The organism is Rhizobium sp. R634, assembly GCF_002211305.1.
Lineage (GTDB): Bacteria > Pseudomonadota > Alphaproteobacteria > Rhizobiales > Rhizobiaceae > Rhizobium.
In genome coordinates this window covers 217,800-236,939 of sequence record NZ_LOKW01000005.1, presented here as the reverse complement: position 1 = coordinate 236,939, position 19,140 = coordinate 217,800, and the positions used below count along the sequence as shown (strand labels likewise).

The window sequence follows — 19,140 nt, the reverse complement described above, 5'->3', positions numbered from 1 at the left end:
TTGACGCGACGCAGAGAAGGTGGAATGAAAATTCCAGATTTTTGGCAATTCGGTTTATTTGTTCCGAATTCTAGGGAGGTTGAAATGACAGTGAGATTTGGTCTTCTCGGCGCCGGCCGCATCGGCAAGGTTCATGCGAAGGCCGTCAGCGGCGACGCCAATGCGACGCTGGTTGCGGTCGCGGACGCCTTTCCGCAGGCCGCCGAAGCCATCGCTTCCGCCTATGGCTGCGAGGTCCGCACCATCGAGGCGATCGAAGCCGCCAAGGATATCGACGCCGTCGTCATCTGCACGCCGACGGACACCCATGCCGACCTGATCGAGCGTTTCGCCCGCGCCGACAAGGCGATCTTCTGCGAAAAGCCGATCGATCTCGACGTCGCCCGCGTCAAGGCATGCATCAAGGTCGTCGAAGAGACCGGCGCCAAGCTGATGGTCGGCTTCAACCGCCGCTTCGATCCGCATTTCATGGCGGTGCGCAAGGTCATCGACGAGGGCAAGATCGGCGCTGTCGAAATGGTGACGATCACCTCGCGCGATCCCGGCGCCCCGCCGGTCGACTACATCAAGCGCTCGGGCGGCATCTTCCGCGACATGACGATCCACGATTTCGACATGGCCCGCTTCCTGCTCGGCGAAGAGCCGGTCTCGGTGCTGGCGACCGCCGCCGTTCTCGTCGACAAGGCGATCGGCGAAGCCGGCGATTATGACAGCGTCTCGGTGATCCTGCAGACCGCCTCCGGCAAGCAGGCCGTCATCTCCAACTCCCGCCGCGCCACCTATGGCTACGACCAGCGCATCGAGGTGCACGGCGCCAAGGGTATGGCGGCCGCCGAAAACCAGCGCCCGGTCTCGATCGAGGTGGCGAACGGCGACGGCTACACCCGCCCGCCGCTGCATGATTTCTTCATGACCCGCTACACCGAAGCCTACGCCAACGAAATCGCAGCCTTCATCTCCGCGATCGAAAAGGGCACGAAGATCTCGCCCTCCGGCGCCGATGGCCTCGCAGCGCTCGCGCTCGCCGACGCCGCGGTCCAGTCCGTCAAGGAAGGCAAGCTGATCAAGCTCGGCTGACGGCCCTCTCCCGACCGGCAGCCACGCATGAGATGGCCGGGCAAACGCCCGGCCATTTCGCGTTTTCTGTTAAAGTGTATAGAAAACCCCTCCCCAACCCCTCCCCACAAGGGGGAGGGGCTTACCTGCGGCGCCTAACGAGCCCTCTTTCACCGTTTCATCCGCAGAAAGGGTCGATGCTTGCCGCAGTCGGCCGCCGCGCGTTAGTCCCTCCCCCTTGTGGGGAGAGGTTGGGGAGGGGTTTCAGCCCTACTCCCCGCCCTGCACACCCGAAACGACGATATCCTGGTCGATCACCGACAGCGCCCGGTTGAGGTGCCCCTCGAAAACCAGGATCGGCTCTTCGGCCGCCACCCGGATCTCCGGCATCCCCTCCATGCGCACGATATGCGACTGGCCAAGCCCTTCTTCGACTCCCTGGCGGAGAAGATCGTAATAGCGTGTGCCCGGCCCGGTGATGGCGATCGGCATGCGCTCTGTCAGGCTCAGCATGCGCGATAGCCCGTTGCCGAGCGCGAGCCCCGCCTGGCGGAAGGCGAAGGCGGAGGTGCGGTGGCCCTGGCGGGCGCGCTGGGCGATCTTGTCGAGTTCGGCGACCGGCACGAATTTGGCCGGGATCGTATCGAGCGGCACTTCGAAGGCGCTGCGCAGGATGGCGTAGAAGCCGGCATAGGCTTCGATGCAGCCGCGCGTGCCGCAGCGGCAGAGGCCGCCATTTGCCACGTGCAGCATGTGCCCGAAATTCGGCGCGGAGACCTCCTGTCCCGTCGGCCCACCGCGCCGGACGATGCCGAGGCCGATGCTATGACCGAGCGAAAGGGCCGCGAGCGAGCGGAAATCGGCGCCCTTGACGATCTCCTCGCGTGCGCCCAGCGCTGCGGCGACCAGCAGCGTCTCGTTGTCGAGAATGACCTTCGCCTGCCAATCGGGCCGCAGCGCCGATTCGAAATCGATCTGCTCGCTGCCGAAGATCGGCGACCAGAGAAGAACCGGCTCGGTCGAATCGACCAGGCCCTTGCTGCTGATCGAAATCAGCAGCACCTTTTCCTGGGTGATCCTGGAGCGCTCGAGAATACGGAGAAGACCGGCCCTCACGCCTGCGACGAAACGGGCCGCACCTGCGGGATCATGCGAGCGCTCCTCGCTGAAGCGGTCGATCAGCTTGCCGGCATAGTCGACCAGCGAATATTGCACGGCATCCGAGGAGATGATGACGACGATGAGATAGCCGCAGTCGCGCCGCTGGCGCAAAAGCACGCGCGGCCGGCCGCGGCCGCTCGCCGCCTGCTGCTCGGATTTTTCGATGATCTGGGCGCGCTCCAGATCGGCCGTTATCGCCGAAATGGTGGCCGAGGAAAGGCCGGTATGATCGGATATTTCGGTATGGGCGAGCGCGCCGTGACGGCGCAGCACGGACAGCACGAGCACGCTGTTTCTCTGCCGGACCAACTCCGTGCTCGACTTGGTCAGCATGAATGCCGCCCTCTCCTCCTGCTTGCCCCACCCTTGGTTTCCACTGCATCTCCGGCCGCCGTTGCGCAAGCGAATTAAGCCGGTAGTGCAGTGTTGACAGTTGAAAAAATCTCTGACATCAAATTTCTCGACTGTCGAGAAAAAAATCCGAACCTTCTCGACAGGCTTATCGCGGTGGCCGGAGGAAGCATGGGCTGGGCCGGTCGCAACTCACTCGGGAGGACATTATGAAGTCTATTTTGAAACTGATGGCAGGGGCTGCCATCCTCGTTTCCGTGCATACTGCTGCCATGGCTGCCGATCTCGTCGTCGGCGTTTCCTGGTCGAATTTCCAGGAAGAGCGCTGGAAGACGGATGAAGCCGCCATCAAGAAGGCTCTCGAAGCCAAGGGCGCCAAATATATTTCCGCTGATGCGCAGTCTTCCGCCGCCAAGCAGCTCACCGACGTCGAATCGCTGATCTCGCAGGGCGCCAATGCGCTGATCATCCTCGCCCAGGATTCCGACGCCATCGGGCCGGCGATCGAAAAGGCCGCCGCCGAAGGCATTCCGGTTGTCGGCTACGACCGCCTGATCGAAAACCCGGCCGCTTTCTACATCACCTTCGACAACAAGGAAGTCGGCCGCCTGCAGGCCGAAGGCGTCTTCAAGGCGAAGCCTGAAGGCAACTACGTCTTCATCAAGGGCTCGTCCTCCGATCCGAACGCCGACTTCCTGTTCTCGGGCCAGCAGGAAGTGCTGAAGGCCGCGATCGATGCCGGCAAGATCAAGAATGTCGGCGAGGCCTATACCGACGGCTGGCTGCCGGAGAACGCCCAGCGCAACATGGAGCAGTTCCTGACCGCCAACAACAACAAGGTTGACGCCGTCGTCGCCTCCAATGACGGCACGGCCGGCGGCGCGATCGCAGCGCTCGACGCCCAGGGCCTCGCCGGCTCCGTTCCGGTTTCCGGCCAGGACGGCGACAAGGCGGCGCTGAACCGCATCGCGCTCGGCACGCAGACAGTTTCCGTCTGGAAGGACAGCCGCGAACTCGGCACACGCGCCGCTGAAATCGCTCTCGACCTCGCCGGCGGCAAGGACATGAGCAAGATCGATGGCGTTCAGGCCTTCAAGGGCGGCCCGAAGGGCGTCGAAATGCAGTCGGTCTTCCTGAAGCCGCTCGCCATCACCAAGGACAATCTGAACGTCGTCATCGACGCCGGCTGGATCTCCAAGGCTGAAGCTTGCCAGGGCGTCAAGGCCGACACGGTCGCCGCCTGCAAGTAAGCGAGCGCCAACCGGAATTGCCGGCGCCGCAGCGGAAACACCGTTGCGGCGCCGGATGCGGATGAGAACGAAAACGACCAGGTTCTCTCCGCCTCGCCGCACCACCGCGGACCTTCCATCCCTGCCGGAACGATGCCGCGAAGCCGCGCGACCGCAGGGATCATCGCGATGGTCTATTGAAGACAGACGAATGACGCCGAGGGCAGTTTCGCGCATGCCGGCGTACCCGTCCAAACAGAATGGGGGAACGGCAAACCCATGGCCGAAATGGTAAAATCAACGACTTCGAGCGGACCGAGAACGGCGGAAGCCAATCCGGTGACCCGCTTCTTCCGCGCGACAGAGATCGACACGCGCCTGCTCGGGATGATCGGCGCGCTCATCATCATCTGGATCGGTTTCCACATCATCACCGGCGGCCTGTTCCTGACCCCGCGCAATCTCTGGAACCTCTCGGTCCAGACGACCGATATCGCGATCATGACGACGGGCATGGTGCTGATCATCGTCACCCGCAACATCGATCTGTCGGTCGGCTCCGTGCTCGGCCTCTGCGGCATGATCATGGGCGTGACCCAGGCGCAGATCCTGCCGCAATATCTTGGCTTCGACAGCCCCTTCACCTGGGCGATCACGCTTCTGGTCGGCCTGATCGCCGGCTGCCTGATCGGTGCCTTCCAGGGCATCATCATCGCCTTCCTGAACGTTCCCTCCTTCATCGTCACCCTCGGCGGCCTGCTCGTCTGGCGCGGCGCGACCTGGCTCGTCACCAGCGGCCAGACGGTCGCCCCGATGGACCAGACTTTCCGCATCATGGGCGGCGGCGCCGAGGGCTCGATCGGCGCCACCTGGAGCTGGATCGTCGGCATCGCCGCCTGCCTCTTCGTCATTGCCAGCATCGTCGGCTCGCGCCGCCAGCGCCGCCGCTTCGGCTTCCCGCGCCGGCCGATCTGGGCGGAATATTTCCTCGCCACCTTGAGTTGCGTGCTCATCCTCGGCGCGGTCTGGATCGCCAACAGCTATTACTGGCCGATCAACATCGCCAAGAAATATGCCGAGACCAACAATATCCCTTGGCCCGAAACCGGCCTGGACATCCCTTACGGCATCGCCGTGCCGGTGCTGATCGCCATCGTCGTCGGCATCATCATGACCTTCATCGCGACGAGGCTGCGCTTCGGCCGCTACGTCTTCGCGATCGGCGGCAACCCCGAGGCGGCCGAACTCGCCGGCATCAAGACCCGCTGGGTGACGGTGCGCATCTTCGCGCTGATGGGCATTCTCGCAGCCGTCGCGGCGGCGATTTCCACCGCCCGCCTCAACGCCGCCACCAATGCGCAGGGCACGCTCGACGAGCTCTACACAATCGCCGCCGCCGTCATCGGCGGGACGTCGCTGGCAGGCGGCACCGGCACCATCGCCGGCGCCATGCTCGGCGCGCTCGTCATGCAGTCCCTGCAATCGGGCATGGTTCTCGCGCATGTCGACACGCCGCTGCAGAGCGTCGTCGTCGGCACCGTCCTCGTCGTCGCCGTCTGGCTCGACACCGTATACCGCTCCCGTGCCAAGTGAGAGGAGCCCTAGACATGGCTGATCAACGCACTCCCCTCGTGGAACTGAAAAACATCTCGATCTCCTTCGGCGGCATCCACGCCGTGGACAATGCCTCGGTCGATCTCTACCCCGGCGAAGTCGTCGCCCTTCTCGGCCATAACGGCGCCGGCAAGTCGACGCTGATCAAGATCCTCTCCGGCGCCTATAAGCGCGATAGCGGCGATATCCTGATCAATGGCGAGCCGGCCGACATCCGCAATCCGCGCGATGCCAAGAAATACGGCATCGAGACGATCTACCAGACGCTCGCCGTCGCCGATAACGTCGACGCCGCCGCCAACCTCTATCTCGGCCGCGAGCTGAAGACCCGCTGGGGCACGCTCGACGACGTCGCGATGGAAGCCTCGGCCCGCGAAGTGATGGGCCGCTTGAACCCCAACTTCAAGCGCTTCAAGGAGCCGGTGAAGGCGCTTTCCGGCGGCCAGCGGCAATCGGTGGCGATCGCCCGCGCCATCCTCTTCAATGCGCGTATCCTGATCATGGACGAGCCGACGGCCGCCCTTGGTCCGCAGGAGACGGCGCAGGTGGGCGAACTGATCAAGCAGCTGAAAAAGGAAGGCATCGGCATCTTCCTCATCAGCCACGACATCCACGACGTCTTCGACCTCGCCGACCGCGTCTCGGTGATGAAGAACGGCCAGGTCGTCGGCCACGCCCGCACCGAGGACGTGACCAAGGACGAGGTCCTCGGCATGATCATCCTCGGCAAGGTGCCGCCCAAGGCCATCCCCGGCCCCGGCGCCATGCAGATCTGAGCGGCGCCAGATCATCTCCAGCGAAATCACGCTCCGCCGCCCGCAAGGCCGGCGGAGTTTTTTTGTGGCACTCCACCCGATGCATTCGACTGGCAGAGAGGTTTGGAAGGACGTTTTTAAGGAGGCTCAACATTTCTAAAAAGACGAAACTCCTCCGACCTCCATCCATTTTCTAAAATGTTGATCCTTCTTAAAAACCTCCTTGTCACTCATAACTGATTGATTTCTCTCATTTTCAGTGGAAGAGAGGTTTTTAAGCGAAGACGGTGAAGCTTTCCCGATCTGCCGCCAGCCGAAAGCCAGGCACTTCGCCCCGCCGCAAGGCACGGTCCCGGCTGCCGACAGCCCCGCCAAAAACCATCGATCGCCAGGGCCAGCGGATGAAAATCCCCGCCAAACCGCAAGCACCCGTATTTCTGAGAATTTCCCGATTGAAGCCAGCCGCAAGCTAGGCTAAGAACCACGCATCGGACAGGCGATTCAAACCGCCTCAGGCATGCACCCGTAGCTCAGCTGGATAGAGTGTTGGATTCCGATTCCAAAGGTCACAGGTTCGAATCCTGTCGGGTGCGCCATTTCCAGCTTGCTAAGCAACTGTTATTAAAGCGAAACGGGTTTGCTTTTATCTGCTCTCCGTCCAATGCTGATTTACAACAGCGCAGAAAATAAAGCTTGAAATAGGCGCCGCTCGCAAATCTTTTGTCCGGCCATACTGTTCTCATCAGAGATCTCTGTGGTAGGCAGCCCAAAAGCGCCAATTTTGCGCGCGAAAACCCTACGCTCTCGATATCGAAGGCAGGCGCTGGCATTGAAGATTTACCGACCAGAGATCGATGGCTTGAGAGCCATATCGGTGATCGCGGTTATTCTTTATCACGCCGAGTTCACGGTTGCCGGCCACACCTTGCTTCAGGGCGGATACATCGGCGTCGATGTATTTTTCGTGATCAGCGGCTTCCTGATTTCCCAGATCTTGCTGACGGAAATCGAAGCGACGGGACGTATCGATTTCCTGAAATTCTACACCCGGCGCGCAAGAAGAATTCTGCCTGCGTTGTTCGCAGTCATTTTCGCGACGATGCCCTTCGCCTATTACTTTTTATTGCCATCGGAACTCCTGGATTACGCGAATTCCATAGGCTCGTCGCTCCTGTTTGGGTCGAATATCTATTTTTATTTCACTGCGGCTCTGTACGGGGAGCCGGATACCCTTCTAAAGCCTTTTCTTCACACTTGGTCGTTGAGCGTCGAAGAGCAATTTTATATTGCGTTTCCGCTCTTATTGCTGATCACGCGCCGGTACCTGAGATCGCAGTTTTTGCCATGCGTGATGCTCGTGGCATTCCTGAGCCTTGTCTTGTGTGCCATGACGGTACGGTATGATCAGCAACAGGCCTTCTACTCGCCGCTCACCCGGGCTTGGGAACTCCTTGCCGGAACGCTCCTCGCCTACCACCAGGTGCGGCATGGACGAGCGCGCCCTCGGCCGTTGCTCGCGGCGGCCGGGCTTATCCTCGTTCTCGGTTCGCTTATGCTATTCAGGAAGGACACGGTTCATCCCGGCCTGTTGACCCTGATCCCGGTCGTCGGGACCTGCCTAGTGCTTGCATTCGCCAGCCATAAGAATGCCGTCGGGCGCCTGTTGGCTTCTCGACCCGCGGCGCTGACCGGGATCGTATCCTACTCCTTATATCTCTGGCATTACCCGGTCTTCGCCTTCGCGCGGCTGACAAGCCTGGATTTCGACAATGGCGATAGGTTTCTTGCCGTCGTAGCGACCGCCGTGATCGCGATCGTCAGCTTTGTCGTCATCGAAAAGCCCATTCGCTACACCAGGAGAAACCGCGCCTTCTGGATCTACCTGGGTTTATCAACTGCAACCATCATGGCCGCCGTCATGTCGGCGATCACTATGTCCGGTTTTCCCTACAGACTGGATCAGGTCTTTCCACCTATCGCGCGGACGAACGAAGAACGGCTCGAAAGCAGTTTTCTAAGTCTGAACAACAACATTCAGGGCGGCAAGCCGGTTATCTTCATCATCGGGGACTCGTACGCCAGAAACTGGTCAGTCGCGCTGAAAAATTATATTGATACCGACCGATATGAAGTCGTGGCAGTCAGCTACCTGAACTGCATGGTGGAGATCGAGAACGATCGTGTTAAGGCGCCCTCTCGCGCCAGCATTTACGATAAGTACTGCATTCCCTTTGAAAAATATATCAACGACAAGTCATTGCTCAGCCGAACGAAAGCGATTTTCCTTACGAGTCATCGGCCGTTTGAGTACACCGTCAACCCGTTCAGGTTCGAGCTTCTTTCCTGGATGAAAAGCCATTCGGACGACGCGAAAATTTTCATTTTCGGAAATTATTACCAGCTCGACCGAGAGCACTCGTGCCTGGGGCTCATGTTTCGGACCAAATCCGATGCGTCTACATGCTTGCGATTGGCGACGTATCCGGCCGCCGACCAGCCTGTAGAGCAGATGCCGTTTTTCCCGTTCGGCCTTGCATTCAACTACATCGATATCATCAAGCTTCACTGCGATTACGACAAGCGGAAGTGCCTCACCAGCAGCGGCGGCGTTCCGTTCATGACGGACTGGGGCCATCTGACCGTAGAATTCCTCATGACCTTGCTTGATGACATTCTGGAAAAGAGAGCCGCCGACTTGCAGGGCAGCGGTCTCCTCGATTTCCTGGTACCGCCGCACGCCAGGCAATCCCAACGAACGGCAAGTTCTCAGCCGAACGCTGGTCCCACGCTTGCCGCTTTTCCACAAGATTGAGCGGCCAGATGTCAAGCCGCCAGATGGCCTCAGTCGAAGTCGGCCGGCGACGAGAATGGTCGATTGGCGTCCACCACAAAGATGGCGAACTCATCGAGATCGCTTGTTCCGGCATTAAACACTTCCATCGGTGTATCCGCGCCGTGACCAACCATGGTCATTCCGGCTTCGGCATAGGCAACACCGTGCGGCGTCCTGTGGCCCAGCTTGCCGGCCAGCACATAAAAGGCCTCCGGCCCCGGATGTGAATGGATCGAAGTCTTGGCGCCCGGCACGCCTCCGGCACGGTTGATGCGCAGCAAGTATTCGCTCGCGCTGACCGGTGGGATGGGACCAATCGCGGTAACCCTGGTTCCGCCTGGTGTAGAGCCATCCTTTGGCCCGAGCGTGAACAACCACACCTTGCCTGCGACCTCGGCCGCGAGTGACGTCGGTCCCGCGGCGCTTCGGGCCTGGGCCAGCGTTGCGAAATTTTCCAGCCGCCAGAACAATGGTCCGGGCGGCAGTTCCTTCACCTTCTTCTCGACCACCGGTTCGACGACCAATTTGGCACTTTCGGCCGCCCGGCCGGGTGTCGTAAGTCCGAAAGCAACCTGCGAAATGAGCAGTATTGCGATCAGGCTCTCTGTGAGGGTTCGCAGGTTCATGGTGGTTCTCCTACCGATTACAACCTTGCATATGGTTTGGGGACGATGGGTCGCGACGCGCGCTTGGTGCGACGTTGGGCGCAAGCAACGCCGGTGTCCCGAACAACTGGTGATCCTTCGGTGAAAAATTGCCGAAAAACAAAGGCGCTCCGGCGGCATTCACGTAGTTGCAGGCGTCTGATATGATCATTTGGATGTCCCCGCGGCAGGAGGCGGAGGATGGATTCCCGGGCTGCCAGGACGTTCGCGGTTAACGGCGTTATCGTTGATATTGCCGGGGGGATTGTGCGTGACGGGCAAGGACGCGAGATCGCTCTCAGACCACAGGCCTTCAACCTCCTGAAGTATCTCCTCGAAAACGCTGATCGGCTGGTCACCAAAGATGAGCTGATGCAGGCAGTGTGGCCAGGCGTGTTCGTCACCGATGACAGCCTGGTCCAATGCGTGCGCGATGTACGCCGCGCTCTTCACGATGAGGAACAGGCAGTTCTCAAGGCCGTACCGAAACGCGGATACCGGCTGATCATCACCGCCGCGAACCCGCCTTTGGCGCCGGCAAGGCGGAAATGGATTGCGGGTCCGGGCCTGGTGGTCTTGCTGGCGGCAGGCGCAATCTGGCTCTTTACAAGTTCCGCAATCGAGAAGCGTCCCGATGCGGTCCTGCCATCCGTGGCGGTGCTGCCCTTCGACAACTATCGCGGTGACGAGGCGACCGGACGCCTCGCCGATGGCCTCGTCGAGGACATAATCACCGATCTGGCGGGGTTCCCTGAATTCGAGGTGATCGCTCGCAACTCGACTGAACAATACCGGGACAAACCGTCCATGCCGAATGAGGTGGGTAAAACGCTTGGCGCGAGCTTTATTGTCGAAGGCTCAATTCAACGTCAGGCCGATCAAGTGCGGGTTACAGCACAGCTCATCGACGCCAAAACGGGCAAGCACCTTTGGTCGCAGCGCTGGGACCGGCCGGCCCGGGATCTTTTTGCGATTCAAACGGAGATTGCCGGGCAGGTGTCCAACCGGCTCGGCGGCGGAGGCGGCGTGATCCAGGAGGCAGGCCGGATTGCAGCCCACCGCAAGCCGCCAAGCGACCTTACCGCCTATGAGCTGTACCTGCTCGGCACGGAGAAGCTGGCGAAGATGAATCGCGCTGATGTCGAGGAGGCAATCAAGCTCCTCAAACATGCCGTGAAACTGGACTCGGGACTCGCGCGCGCCTGGGTTGAACTCTATCACGCATATAGCGTTATGCCCAGTTTCGGCGCCGATTTCGAGGCCAACTTCCGACTGGCCGCCGAGGCTGCCGAGCGTGCGGTCATGCTCGATCCGATGGACGCCGAAGCTCACGCCGTGCTGGGCTTCAGTTTCGGTGACAGGAACGATCTTGCACGCGCCAAGGCGGAATTCGACACGGCGCTGCGCATGGCGCCGAACCAGTTCGAAATTCTGACCTTCTACGCCTTCTTGGCATCCACTTTCGGCGAGCCACGGCGCGGTGCCGAGATGGTCGACCAGGCAATCCGCCTTAACCCGAACTACCCGGTGTGGAGTACGAGAATCTTTGCTGCTGCCTATTTCATGGCCGGACGCTATGAAGATACGCTTCGCATGCAGGGTCAAATGGGTTCGGAAAACTACGGTCGACGGATGTGGGTATATCATCCAGCTGCCCTAGCCGCCACCGGCCGTACGGCGGAAGCGAAAGCGGCTCTCACACAAGCACTGAAATGGTTTCCCGATCTCACCATAGAGGGATTTGTCAGCCTTCCCGATACGAATGAAAACGACAGGCGGCGGCTCATCGAAACCATGCGACTTGCCGGCTTTCCGCCTTGTGCAAAGCCCGAGGCATTGGCCGGTTTTGTCAAGCCTTTCAGGCTGCCTGAATGCGTCTCACCAAGCCTTCACGTCCCTCGTTAGCAATTTATTGACCATAAACTGGCTTTATTGACCGTGATGGCTGCGGAGTTCCGCCCGTCGTCGAGTGTTTTGTGTAGGACGGGTTTGTTCGTGTTGAAGTATTCAGTGCAAGGTTTGTCAGGCGGAGTTGCAGCACTCCTGTCGCGTGTGGAGCGCTTCGCGGCGCGCACCATTCTGCCGGCTCTGTTGGCGCTGCCTGCGCTTGTCGGCTCTGCATCCTTTGCCTCGGCGGAAGATCGCGCGCTCAAGCTGTTCTTTACCCATACGGGCGAGAAGGCCACGATTACCTACAAGCGGAATGGCAAGTTCGATCCAAAGGGCCTTGCCCAGATCAATCGGTTTCTGCGCGACTGGCGAAGGAACGAGCCGACCAAGATGGATCCCCGGCTGCTCGACCTGGTCTGGGAGGTGTATAAGCGCAGCGGCGGCAGGGACTACATCCACGTCGTTTCCGCCTATCGCTCCCCTGCCACCAACAACATGCTCCGCAACCGTTCGCGCAGCACCGGTGTCGCCAAGAAGAGCCAGCACATGCTGGGTAAGGCGATGGATTTCTACGTCCCCGGCGTGAAGCTCGCGACGCTGCGCGCCACTGCCATGCAGATGCAGGTCGGCGGGGTCGGATATTATCCGACCTCGGGATCGCCCTTCGTGCATCTCGACGTCGGCAATGTCAGGGCCTGGCCCCGCATGTCCCGGCAGGAACTCGCCCGAATCTTCCCGAATGGGCAGACGATGCATCTTCCGGCCGATGGCCGGCCTCTGCCGGGATACAATCAAGCGGTCGCGAACTACAAGAGGCGTGTCAGCCCCACCGCGATCCAGATCGCCAGCACCGCTGGAGAGGATGAAGACGTAGCCGCATCGCCGAGTGGCGGCGCCGCAGACAGCAAGCTCGTGACGGCGCTTCTGCCGACGCCGAAAAGCCGGGCCTTGAATGCGCTCGCGCTGCAGACCGGCGCGGCCGGGCGGGAGGGCAAGGGCTCCGCTCCGGATCTCCCATCCTTGCCGATTCCGATACCGGCGATGCGCCCGCCTGCCCTCGCTGACGAGGCGGAGGCGGACGACGAACTGGAGACCGCGTCGATCGGCCCGATCGCCGCACTTCCGGAGAGACGGCCCTCGGCATTGCCTGATCACGCCCGCTTCCATCCCCGCATCGTTGCACCGGAGGCTTCCAGGCAGGGCGCTGGTATGATCGCCTCCCTGCCCATGACCGCTTCCTGGGAAGAAGCAAGCTTCCTCGGATCGACTTCCGAGACCGCGCTGATGACATGGGCGCTGCATTCTCCCGGCGAGACGGTTGCATTGAGCGCGCCTCGCGTCTCCCCCCGCACGGTTCATCGTGAGGCTGATGTCGCGATGTCGGCTGGAGATGTCATCCCGGTTGCTGCCAGCGGCCCGGATGCCGCCAGCGGTCCGTTCGATGCCGGCCGGTTTACATCGCCCCCGGAGGGATAACCTCGATCGTCAAGGTATGTGCTGCAGCAGAGACAAAAGCGCCTCGCAAGGCGAGCCGTTCAAAGAACCGTCGCCTCGCGTTTTGCTCAACGACTCCGGTTTCAGAGCGGCAAGCCGTTCGGGTCAAGCTGCGGCGTGGGAGCGGGCGCGGGCGCCGGCTTGGATGTGGACGTCGGTGTCGGCGTGTTCATCGAACTCCCGTTTGATTCACTTCGCCCGAACACCAGTGCCTGGTCCCACAGCTCCTTTTGGGCTTTATCGTCCAGCTTCCTCTGCTCAATGTCCGCGGACATCTGCTGGCACCCCTCAAGAATGCTGGCAGCGATGAGAAGGGTTGCGCAGAGAACGACTCTGTATCGGATACGCCTGACTGGAAATGGCATGCGAGTATGGCCCCCTCAATAAAGATTGCACGCGGCTTTTGGCTCGACGCGCCGCGCTCGTGATCATTCAACAGCCGTTGCCCTGGCCTTCGTCTCCAGAAGGAACGTGACCGCCAGGGGCAGCGGCGGTCGTGGCTATCAGAGGATTGTTTGCTCAATATTTGAGGGCGCAGAAAACCGGCATGCCGGCTGGCGCGGGCGGCAAAGACAGATATGAGCGATGGCTCAGGCGCCAGCGGCGGAACCGATGCTGCGCAGGACGAAATCGGGAATAGCCTGCCTGCCGTACAGGCGCGAGACATGCGCGATCATATTGCGCATGACGTTTGCGCGCCCTTCCTGCGAGGTGACGTGGCGCGCGGAGGTGAAGTAGAGATATTCGATCGCCGCGGCGGCGTGATCCGGCCCGAGGGCGGCAAGCGCCCGTTCCGAGGCGTCCGGCAGTTTCCGATCCGGCTGCGCCGCCATCCAGCCGATCATCAAGGCGATCTGCGGCGGGCAATCCGAACCGAGGTTCGATATATCGGTGGCCAGGGCGGCCGAAGAAGGGCTGTGGCCGGCAGCCAGCAGGGCAATGCACTTCAAGACCCTGAGATGGCGATGAAACTCCGTGCCCGCTTCGCCCGCCTTGATGCCCCGATCGAAGAAAGCGACCGCTTCGTCGAAACGGCCGCGGGCGTAGCTGAGCTGCCCGAGAATGGGCAGGCCGGCGGTGGAATCCTGCGTGCGGGTGAGCGCCCGCTCGGCCAGTTCGGCGGCAAGGTCGAAATGGCCGCGATTGATGAAATAGAGAAGCTTGGCGGCCCCCAGCATCAGGAGCGGCTTGTCCTCGATTTCGGGCAGGCACTCCAGCACGGTGCCTTCGATCTCGCTCTCGGTGCGATCGCGCTCTTCCAGGCTGATGCGATCCCCGAACGGATTGGTGAGGACAAGGCGCGCGAAGAGGTGCAGGCCCCATTGGATCGCGGCGTCTGCATCGAAGGGATCCTGCTCGCGGCTGCTGGCAAGCCGTTCGCCGCTGGCCAGCCATTTCGGGTTCGAGGTCGACAGCAGCTGTGAGGCGCTTTTCAACCGAGCCTCAGGCGTTTCATGCGTGGGTACGCCGAGCCCGTCGGAGGCGTCGTTCAGGGCCTGCTGCAGGGCTGCGACAACGCCTTCGGAGAGGCGCGCCGCCTCGTTCACGAAGGACAGGTCGTCCGCGGTATCGAGATGCAGGCGGAAGGCCTTGACGATGCGCTTTGCGGGCATTTCCCGCAGCGTGGCCGCACAGTTGAGCCGGCCGCTATCGCCATGAAAACTTACCTGCAGCAGATAGCGCGCCTTGTCATAGGCGGCGAGAAGGTTTCTTTCCGTAATGGCGACCTTCCGGCCGGCGCCGATCGCCGGTGCGATCCTGTCGCAGAGCCTGTCCACCAGCGACAGGCTTTGCTGGCGCAGCGGATGTTTCTCAAGCTCGAAGCTGGGAGCGATGATCAGGAAGGCATCGATCGGGCCAGGCCGGGATGGTGTGGCGATCCAGACGTAACCCTCGCCATATTGGGTCGCGATGTAGAGGGGAGACTTGGCATTGTCGCCGAGCTTCAGCCGCAATCTGTTGACCAGAAAATCGATATTGCGGTCGGATGCATCCGAGCCCGGCTGGGCGATCTCATCCAGCAGACGGTTGCGGCTCATGAGACGGCGCGGATTACCGGTGAAAGCCAGCAGCAGAGCGCGCTCGTTTCTGGTGAACTGGATCGTCTGCCCATTGCGATGGGCAAACATGCAGGCTTCATCGATGACCAGATCGCCGAAGCGGAGATGCTGTGCCTTGCCCGTATCCGCAAATGAAATCATCTCGACCCAAACGCCTGATGGGCAAACACCGCATGTTGCGCGCCTGAACGGCTCGGCTCCACCCCAACCCCGAACTGCTTATAAGGCCAATATCGGCAAAACAATATACGTCGTTTGACAGACCCTGTGGGCGGCTTTGCGACCGAACGCAGGAGAGCCCGATACGCACATCGAATGACTGGCATTCCCTTCGGCTTGAGCGTTTACTGTATCGCTCTGGCGGAGGAGGCAAACCATGGCCATGTATCTCACGCGCTTCAGTTACACGCCTGAGACCTGGGCGCGCATGATCGAAAACCCCGAAGATCGCCGCGAGGCGGCACGGAGCTACATCGAATCCGTAGGCGGAAAACTCCACGGGTTCTGGTACGCCTTCGGCGAGCATGACGGATGGAATTTGTGGGAAGCGCCGGACAACGTATCGATGGCGGCTGTCGCGCTTGCGATCGGCGCAGGAGGCGCTCTCAGCTCGATGGAAACCACCGTCCTCCTCGACGTCGACGATACGATCCGCGCCTTGGAAAAGGCGAAGTCGATCCGGTATCGTCCACCGGCGGCGTAGGCGGGCCGCGGTACGATCCTAACGGCCAAGAGCTCATCGAACCTAGCCCCGAGAAAGCATTCGGCAAAAACGCTCTTTATTCAACCAGGGAAAATGATAGCGTTGATTCATGGCACCATCGAAGACCCCGCCGCTGGAAATTGATCCGCAACTGCAGGCCCGCCTTGGCGTACTCGCCAAGAGGCAGGGCGCGTCCCTTGCTGATTTTACCGAAAGCGTATTGCGCTCCTATGCTGATGAAGCGGAACGTGCGATCAGCGAACATGCCGAGGATGAAAGCCGCTGGCAGCGTTATGTTGAAACCGGGACGTCCGTTCCGTTCGAGACGATCCGGGCAAAGCTGCGCGGGCTTGCCGCCGACGCCGCCGGCAAAACGGACCCGCAATGAAATTCGTTTTCCTGCCCGAGGCAGAAGACGACATTGAGCGGCTATATGACTTCCTGATAGGGCAAGACAATCCCGTGGCCGCGCAAAAGGCTATGCTGGCGATTGACGAGGGCATCCAGATGCTTCTGGAAACCCCGTATTTCGGCATCGGAATGGAAGGCCGCACGGAATTATCGCCAGCTTTTCGTTCCCTTCGGCAAAAGCGCTTACGTTCTGCGCTATCGTATCCACGAGGAAGCCGACACGCTTGTCGTCGTTCGCGTCTGGCATGGACGGGAACAACGCGTCTGATTTCATGCAGGTGAAGCTGCTCGCCACGCCTCTTGGCAGCTGCCGCTTTCCCCTCCCCAACCCCTCTCCACAAGGGGAGGCACTAATTCGCTGCAGCGGTCTCTGCCACCAGTATACGTCGTGACATGCCGCATCGTCAGGAGCGAAATGCGACAGGCGCCACACGGCAGTACTCTTCGGAGAGGCTTGCGGGGACTTTGGCGGTGGCGCTGCGCATCTTACGATATGCGTTCGGGCACGGTATCCGCCTACTCCGTCGGAGCGGTTTCTATCGGGTAGTGCGCATCCTCCCAGGCGGGGAAGCCGCCGGCAAAGTGGTAGACATTCTTGAAGCCCCAGACCAGGGCTTTGGCCGATGCGTAGGCGGAATCGCCGCAATATTTGCCGTGGCAGGAGAAGATCACTTCCTCCTCGCGGCTTACGGCTTTCGACAGCGTGTCTTTTGCCAGCACCTCGACGACCGAAAGGTTGATGGCTCCAGGCGCGTGGCCGCGACCGAAGCTCAAAGCGGTGCGCACGTCCACGAGCTTGACGCCGCGGTCGTGCAGACGCTTGGCCGTCGGGGCGTCGATTTTCGTGGTTCCCTTGATGTTGTATTCGCCGTTGCTCTTGCTGATCAGGGAAGCGTAGTCGTCATAGGAAATATCTATGCCGGCCCCCTCCGGCACGCCGGCTTTGCGCAGCCCCTGCTGCAGGCGCTCGCGATAGGTCCGGTCATAGTTGAAAATATCGCCGTACCAGTACCATCCCGATTCCTGCACCGTCAGCGGCGAGTAGCCGGCGGGAACCGCGAGCGCGTTGTATTTTTCGATGTTTTCCTGAACGCCGTCCGTCCGCCCGAGGTGACCGAAGCTCGAGACCAGCGTGGCGTAGTCTTCACTCACGTCCGATTGCCTGGCGACCACGCGTTCGAGGGTCTTCGCCGCATCCCGATATTTCTCCTGGTGGAACTGTGAGATCGCCAGGACCCTGAGATAGCTCGGAGGATATTGCGGGTCGACACGCATCGCCTGCTGCACCTCGCGTTCGGCCTCCGGCGCCTGGCCCGTCGCGTTCAAAATGCGTGCTTTACTGAGATGATTTTCGGGATCGTTGGGATCGAGTCCCATCGCGCGGCTGATTTTGGCAAAGGCCTCGGCATACTGGCCCTGCCTTGCCAGCACCTCGGCGGAGATCGCATAGGCGAGCGAATTGGGCTTGCGAAGCGCCAGCGCCAGGTGCCGATCCACACGTTCCATCGCTTTCTCGAAGCCGATGTTGGCGGCCTCCCAATTGGAAACGGCAATCCGCCAATTGGCCGAAGCGAGTGCGGCATGCGCACGGCTGTAATCGGGGTCGAGCGCGACTGCCTTTTCGAAATAGGGAATGGCCTTCAGGGTTTCATCCTCGCTGTCGCGGCGCAGGTGATCCCAGCCTTGCAGCAAGGCGTCATAAGCCTGCGGACTGCTGGTTTCCGCCTGCTTGGACTGCGCTTGTTCGGCAATCGTGAACTCGACGGTGAGCGCGGACACGATCTCGCCGATGACCTTATCCTGAAGCGCAAAAATGTCACCCATCGCCCCGTCATAACGGTCGGCCCAGAGATGATGGCCGCCGAGCGCGTCGATGAGCTGTGCGTTGATGCGGACCTGGTCCCCCTGGCGACGCACGCTGCCTTCCAGGATATAACGGACCCCGAGTTCCTCTGCGACCTGCTGCACTTTGGTGGGCTTGCCCTTGTAGGCGAAGGTAGAATTTCGAGCGATCACAAAGATGCTGGAGAGCTTCGAAAGGTCGGTGATCAAATCCTCCGTCATGCCATCGGCGAAATAGGCCTGTTCCGGATCGGAACTGAGATTGTCGAACGGCAGGACGGCAATCGACGGCTTGTCCGGCAGCGGCAGCGCCATGCGGGCGATCGACGCGGTTTCCGCGCTGGTCGTCCACGGACTGAGCCATATGGCAGCGAAGGCCGCCACCAGAACCATAGCCAGAGCCGCAAGCGCTCCCCGGCTGCGAAGCCGCCGGATGTTGAACCGCCGACTCGGAGCGTTTCCATCGAACAGCACGCGATAGGTGCGGACGGGGCGGGCGATGTTTTTGACATGCTGCTCGCCGATAAATTCGAGCGGCAGCTCCACCTTGCCTTGCAGATGATCGAAAGCAGTGCCGGATACGAAAAGCCCGCCGGACTCGCAGATCTGCTCCAGGCGCGCGGCGACATTGACCCCATCGCCGAGCAGATCATCGCCCTCGACGACGACGTCGCCGAGATTGACGCCCATGCGGAAGAGAAGCCGGTGCTGGGGCAGGATATCCACCTGGCGCGCTGCCACCTGCTTCTGCAGGGCAACGGCACAGAGGACGGCATCGACGACGGAGCCGAATTCGATGATCGCGCCATCGCCCATCAGCTTGACGGTGCGTCCATGATATTCCGCCAGCAGGGGATCGAAGACTTCGGCGCGCAATGCCCTCATCGCGGCCAGCGTACCGGCCTCGTTATCCTCGATAAGTCTTGAATAACCGACAATATCGACGGCGAGAATCGCAACCAGCCGCCGCTCGGCATGATCGTCTCCCATGGTCATCCTCTCCAGCGAGGTGACGAAAGCCACGCTTAGCGGATCCTTCGGTCAACGGGAACACTCCTGCGGCCGCGGTTATTCTACTCCTGTTTCCTGCTGCCGAC

At 61.0% G+C, this 19,140-nt stretch carries 14 protein-coding genes and 1 tRNA gene; 11 read left to right on the top strand and 4 right to left on the bottom strand.

Annotated features, from left to right (window positions below; all coding sequences use genetic code 11):
• The first annotated feature begins 84 nt into the window (after positions 1-84).
• Entirely contained in the window at positions 85-1,077 is a 993-nt protein-coding gene (gene iolG / locus ATY77_RS09380; RefSeq protein WP_088687091.1) for an inositol 2-dehydrogenase, read from the top strand.
• Positions 1,078-1,326: 249 nt separating this feature from the next.
• On the opposite strand, the gene ATY77_RS09375 is transcribed toward iolG, so the two are convergent.
• On the bottom strand, positions 1,327-2,550 hold the full coding sequence (locus ATY77_RS09375; RefSeq protein ID WP_088687090.1) for an ROK family protein: 1,224 nt from the start codon (positions 2,548-2,550) through the stop codon (positions 1,327-1,329).
• 227 nt (positions 2,551-2,777) lie between these two features.
• Here ATY77_RS09375 and xylF point away from each other — a divergent pair, with 227 nt between their 5' ends.
• The 5 genes from xylF (at position 2,778) to ATY77_RS09350 (ending at position 8,978) form a co-directional block, all read left to right on the top strand.
• Entirely contained in the window at positions 2,778-3,818 is a 1,041-nt protein-coding gene (xylF, locus tag ATY77_RS09370; protein ID WP_088672943.1) for a D-xylose ABC transporter substrate-binding protein, read from the top strand.
• A gap of 258 nt (positions 3,819-4,076) precedes the next feature.
• Positions 4,077-5,390 (top strand): sugar ABC transporter permease, encoded by a 1,314-nt coding sequence (locus ATY77_RS09365; RefSeq protein WP_088687089.1) that lies wholly within the window; start codon positions 4,077-4,079, stop codon positions 5,388-5,390.
• A 14-nt stretch (positions 5,391-5,404) separates the two neighbouring features.
• A complete protein-coding gene (locus tag ATY77_RS09360; protein ID WP_088672941.1) occupies positions 5,405-6,187 on the top strand; it encodes an ATP-binding cassette domain-containing protein in 783 nt (260 codons plus the stop codon).
• A gap of 498 nt (positions 6,188-6,685) precedes the next feature.
• Positions 6,686-6,762, top strand: a tRNA-Arg gene (locus tag ATY77_RS09355).
• A gap of 233 nt (positions 6,763-6,995) precedes the next feature.
• Positions 6,996-8,978: an acyltransferase family protein gene (locus ATY77_RS09350; protein WP_088687088.1), complete on the top strand. Its 1,983-nt coding sequence runs from the start codon at positions 6,996-6,998 to the stop codon at positions 8,976-8,978.
• A 29-nt stretch (positions 8,979-9,007) separates the two neighbouring features.
• Here ATY77_RS09350 and ATY77_RS09345 read toward each other — a convergent pair whose 3' ends face one another.
• On the bottom strand, positions 9,008-9,625 hold the full coding sequence (locus ATY77_RS09345) for a hypothetical protein (RefSeq protein ID WP_088687087.1): 618 nt from the start codon (positions 9,623-9,625) through the stop codon (positions 9,008-9,010).
• Between the two features lie 219 nt (positions 9,626-9,844).
• Here ATY77_RS09345 and ATY77_RS09340 point away from each other — a divergent pair, with 219 nt between their 5' ends.
• Both ATY77_RS09340 and ATY77_RS09335 read left to right on the top strand, forming a co-directional pair.
• Positions 9,845-11,548: a winged helix-turn-helix domain-containing protein gene (locus tag ATY77_RS09340; protein ID WP_088687086.1), complete on the top strand. Its 1,704-nt coding sequence runs from the start codon at positions 9,845-9,847 to the stop codon at positions 11,546-11,548.
• A gap of 84 nt (positions 11,549-11,632) precedes the next feature.
• Positions 11,633-13,009: a DUF882 domain-containing protein gene (locus ATY77_RS09335; protein ID WP_088687085.1), complete on the top strand. Its 1,377-nt coding sequence runs from the start codon at positions 11,633-11,635 to the stop codon at positions 13,007-13,009.
• 608 nt (positions 13,010-13,617) lie between these two features.
• On the opposite strand, the gene ATY77_RS09325 is transcribed toward ATY77_RS09335, so the two are convergent.
• The gene (locus ATY77_RS09325; RefSeq protein ID WP_088687083.1) at positions 13,618-15,228 is read right to left on the bottom strand and encodes a winged helix-turn-helix domain-containing protein; all 1,611 of its coding nucleotides are present in this window, start codon (positions 15,226-15,228) and stop codon (positions 13,618-13,620) included.
• 235 nt (positions 15,229-15,463) lie between these two features.
• Here ATY77_RS09325 and ATY77_RS09320 point away from each other — a divergent pair, with 235 nt between their 5' ends.
• The 3 genes from ATY77_RS09320 to ATY77_RS33135 all read left to right on the top strand — a co-directional run bounded on the left by ATY77_RS09320 (position 15,464) and on the right by ATY77_RS33135 (position 16,483).
• The gene (locus tag ATY77_RS09320; protein WP_190233564.1) at positions 15,464-15,790 is read left to right on the top strand and encodes a GYD domain-containing protein; all 327 of its coding nucleotides are present in this window, start codon (positions 15,464-15,466) and stop codon (positions 15,788-15,790) included.
• A gap of 109 nt (positions 15,791-15,899) precedes the next feature.
• A complete protein-coding gene (locus ATY77_RS09315) occupies positions 15,900-16,178 on the top strand; it encodes a hypothetical protein (protein ID WP_088687082.1) in 279 nt (92 codons plus the stop codon).
• The gene (locus ATY77_RS33135) at positions 16,175-16,483 is read left to right on the top strand and encodes a type II toxin-antitoxin system RelE/ParE family toxin (RefSeq protein WP_245314314.1); all 309 of its coding nucleotides are present in this window, start codon (positions 16,175-16,177) and stop codon (positions 16,481-16,483) included. The genes ATY77_RS09315 and ATY77_RS33135 overlap by 4 nt, the downstream gene beginning before the upstream one ends.
• A gap of 234 nt (positions 16,484-16,717) precedes the next feature.
• On the opposite strand, the gene ATY77_RS09305 is transcribed toward ATY77_RS33135, so the two are convergent.
• The gene (locus ATY77_RS09305; RefSeq protein WP_088687080.1) at positions 16,718-19,033 is read right to left on the bottom strand and encodes a tetratricopeptide repeat protein; all 2,316 of its coding nucleotides are present in this window, start codon (positions 19,031-19,033) and stop codon (positions 16,718-16,720) included.
• Positions 19,034-19,140: the final 107 nt, after the last annotated feature.

Bases quoted from the DNA above. Each gene is read 5' to 3' on its own strand.
- iolG (WP_088687091.1), top strand. From the start codon at position 85: ATGACAGTGAGATTTGGTCTTCTCGGCGCCGGCCGCATCGGCAAGGTT.
- ATY77_RS09345 (WP_088687087.1), bottom strand. From the start codon at position 9,625: ATGAACCTGCGAACCCTCACAGAGAGCCTGATCGCAATACTGCTCATT.
- ATY77_RS09320 (WP_190233564.1), top strand. From the start codon at position 15,464: ATGGCCATGTATCTCACGCGCTTCAGTTACACGCCTGAGACCTGGGCG.
- ATY77_RS09315 (WP_088687082.1), top strand. From the start codon at position 15,900: ATGGCACCATCGAAGACCCCGCCGCTGGAAATTGATCCGCAACTGCAG.
- ATY77_RS09375 (WP_088687090.1), bottom strand. From the start codon at position 2,550: ATGCTGACCAAGTCGAGCACGGAGTTGGTCCGGCAGAGAAACAGCGTG.
- ATY77_RS09365 (WP_088687089.1), top strand. From the start codon at position 4,077: ATGGCCGAAATGGTAAAATCAACGACTTCGAGCGGACCGAGAACGGCG.
- ATY77_RS33135 (WP_245314314.1), top strand. From the start codon at position 16,175: ATGAAATTCGTTTTCCTGCCCGAGGCAGAAGACGACATTGAGCGGCTA.
- ATY77_RS09325 (WP_088687083.1), bottom strand. From the start codon at position 15,228: ATGATTTCATTTGCGGATACGGGCAAGGCACAGCATCTCCGCTTCGGC.
- ATY77_RS09340 (WP_088687086.1), top strand. From the start codon at position 9,845: ATGGATTCCCGGGCTGCCAGGACGTTCGCGGTTAACGGCGTTATCGTT.
- ATY77_RS09360 (WP_088672941.1), top strand. From the start codon at position 5,405: ATGGCTGATCAACGCACTCCCCTCGTGGAACTGAAAAACATCTCGATC.
- ATY77_RS09305 (WP_088687080.1), bottom strand. From the start codon at position 19,033: ATGGGAGACGATCATGCCGAGCGGCGGCTGGTTGCGATTCTCGCCGTC.
- xylF (WP_088672943.1), top strand. From the start codon at position 2,778: ATGAAGTCTATTTTGAAACTGATGGCAGGGGCTGCCATCCTCGTTTCC.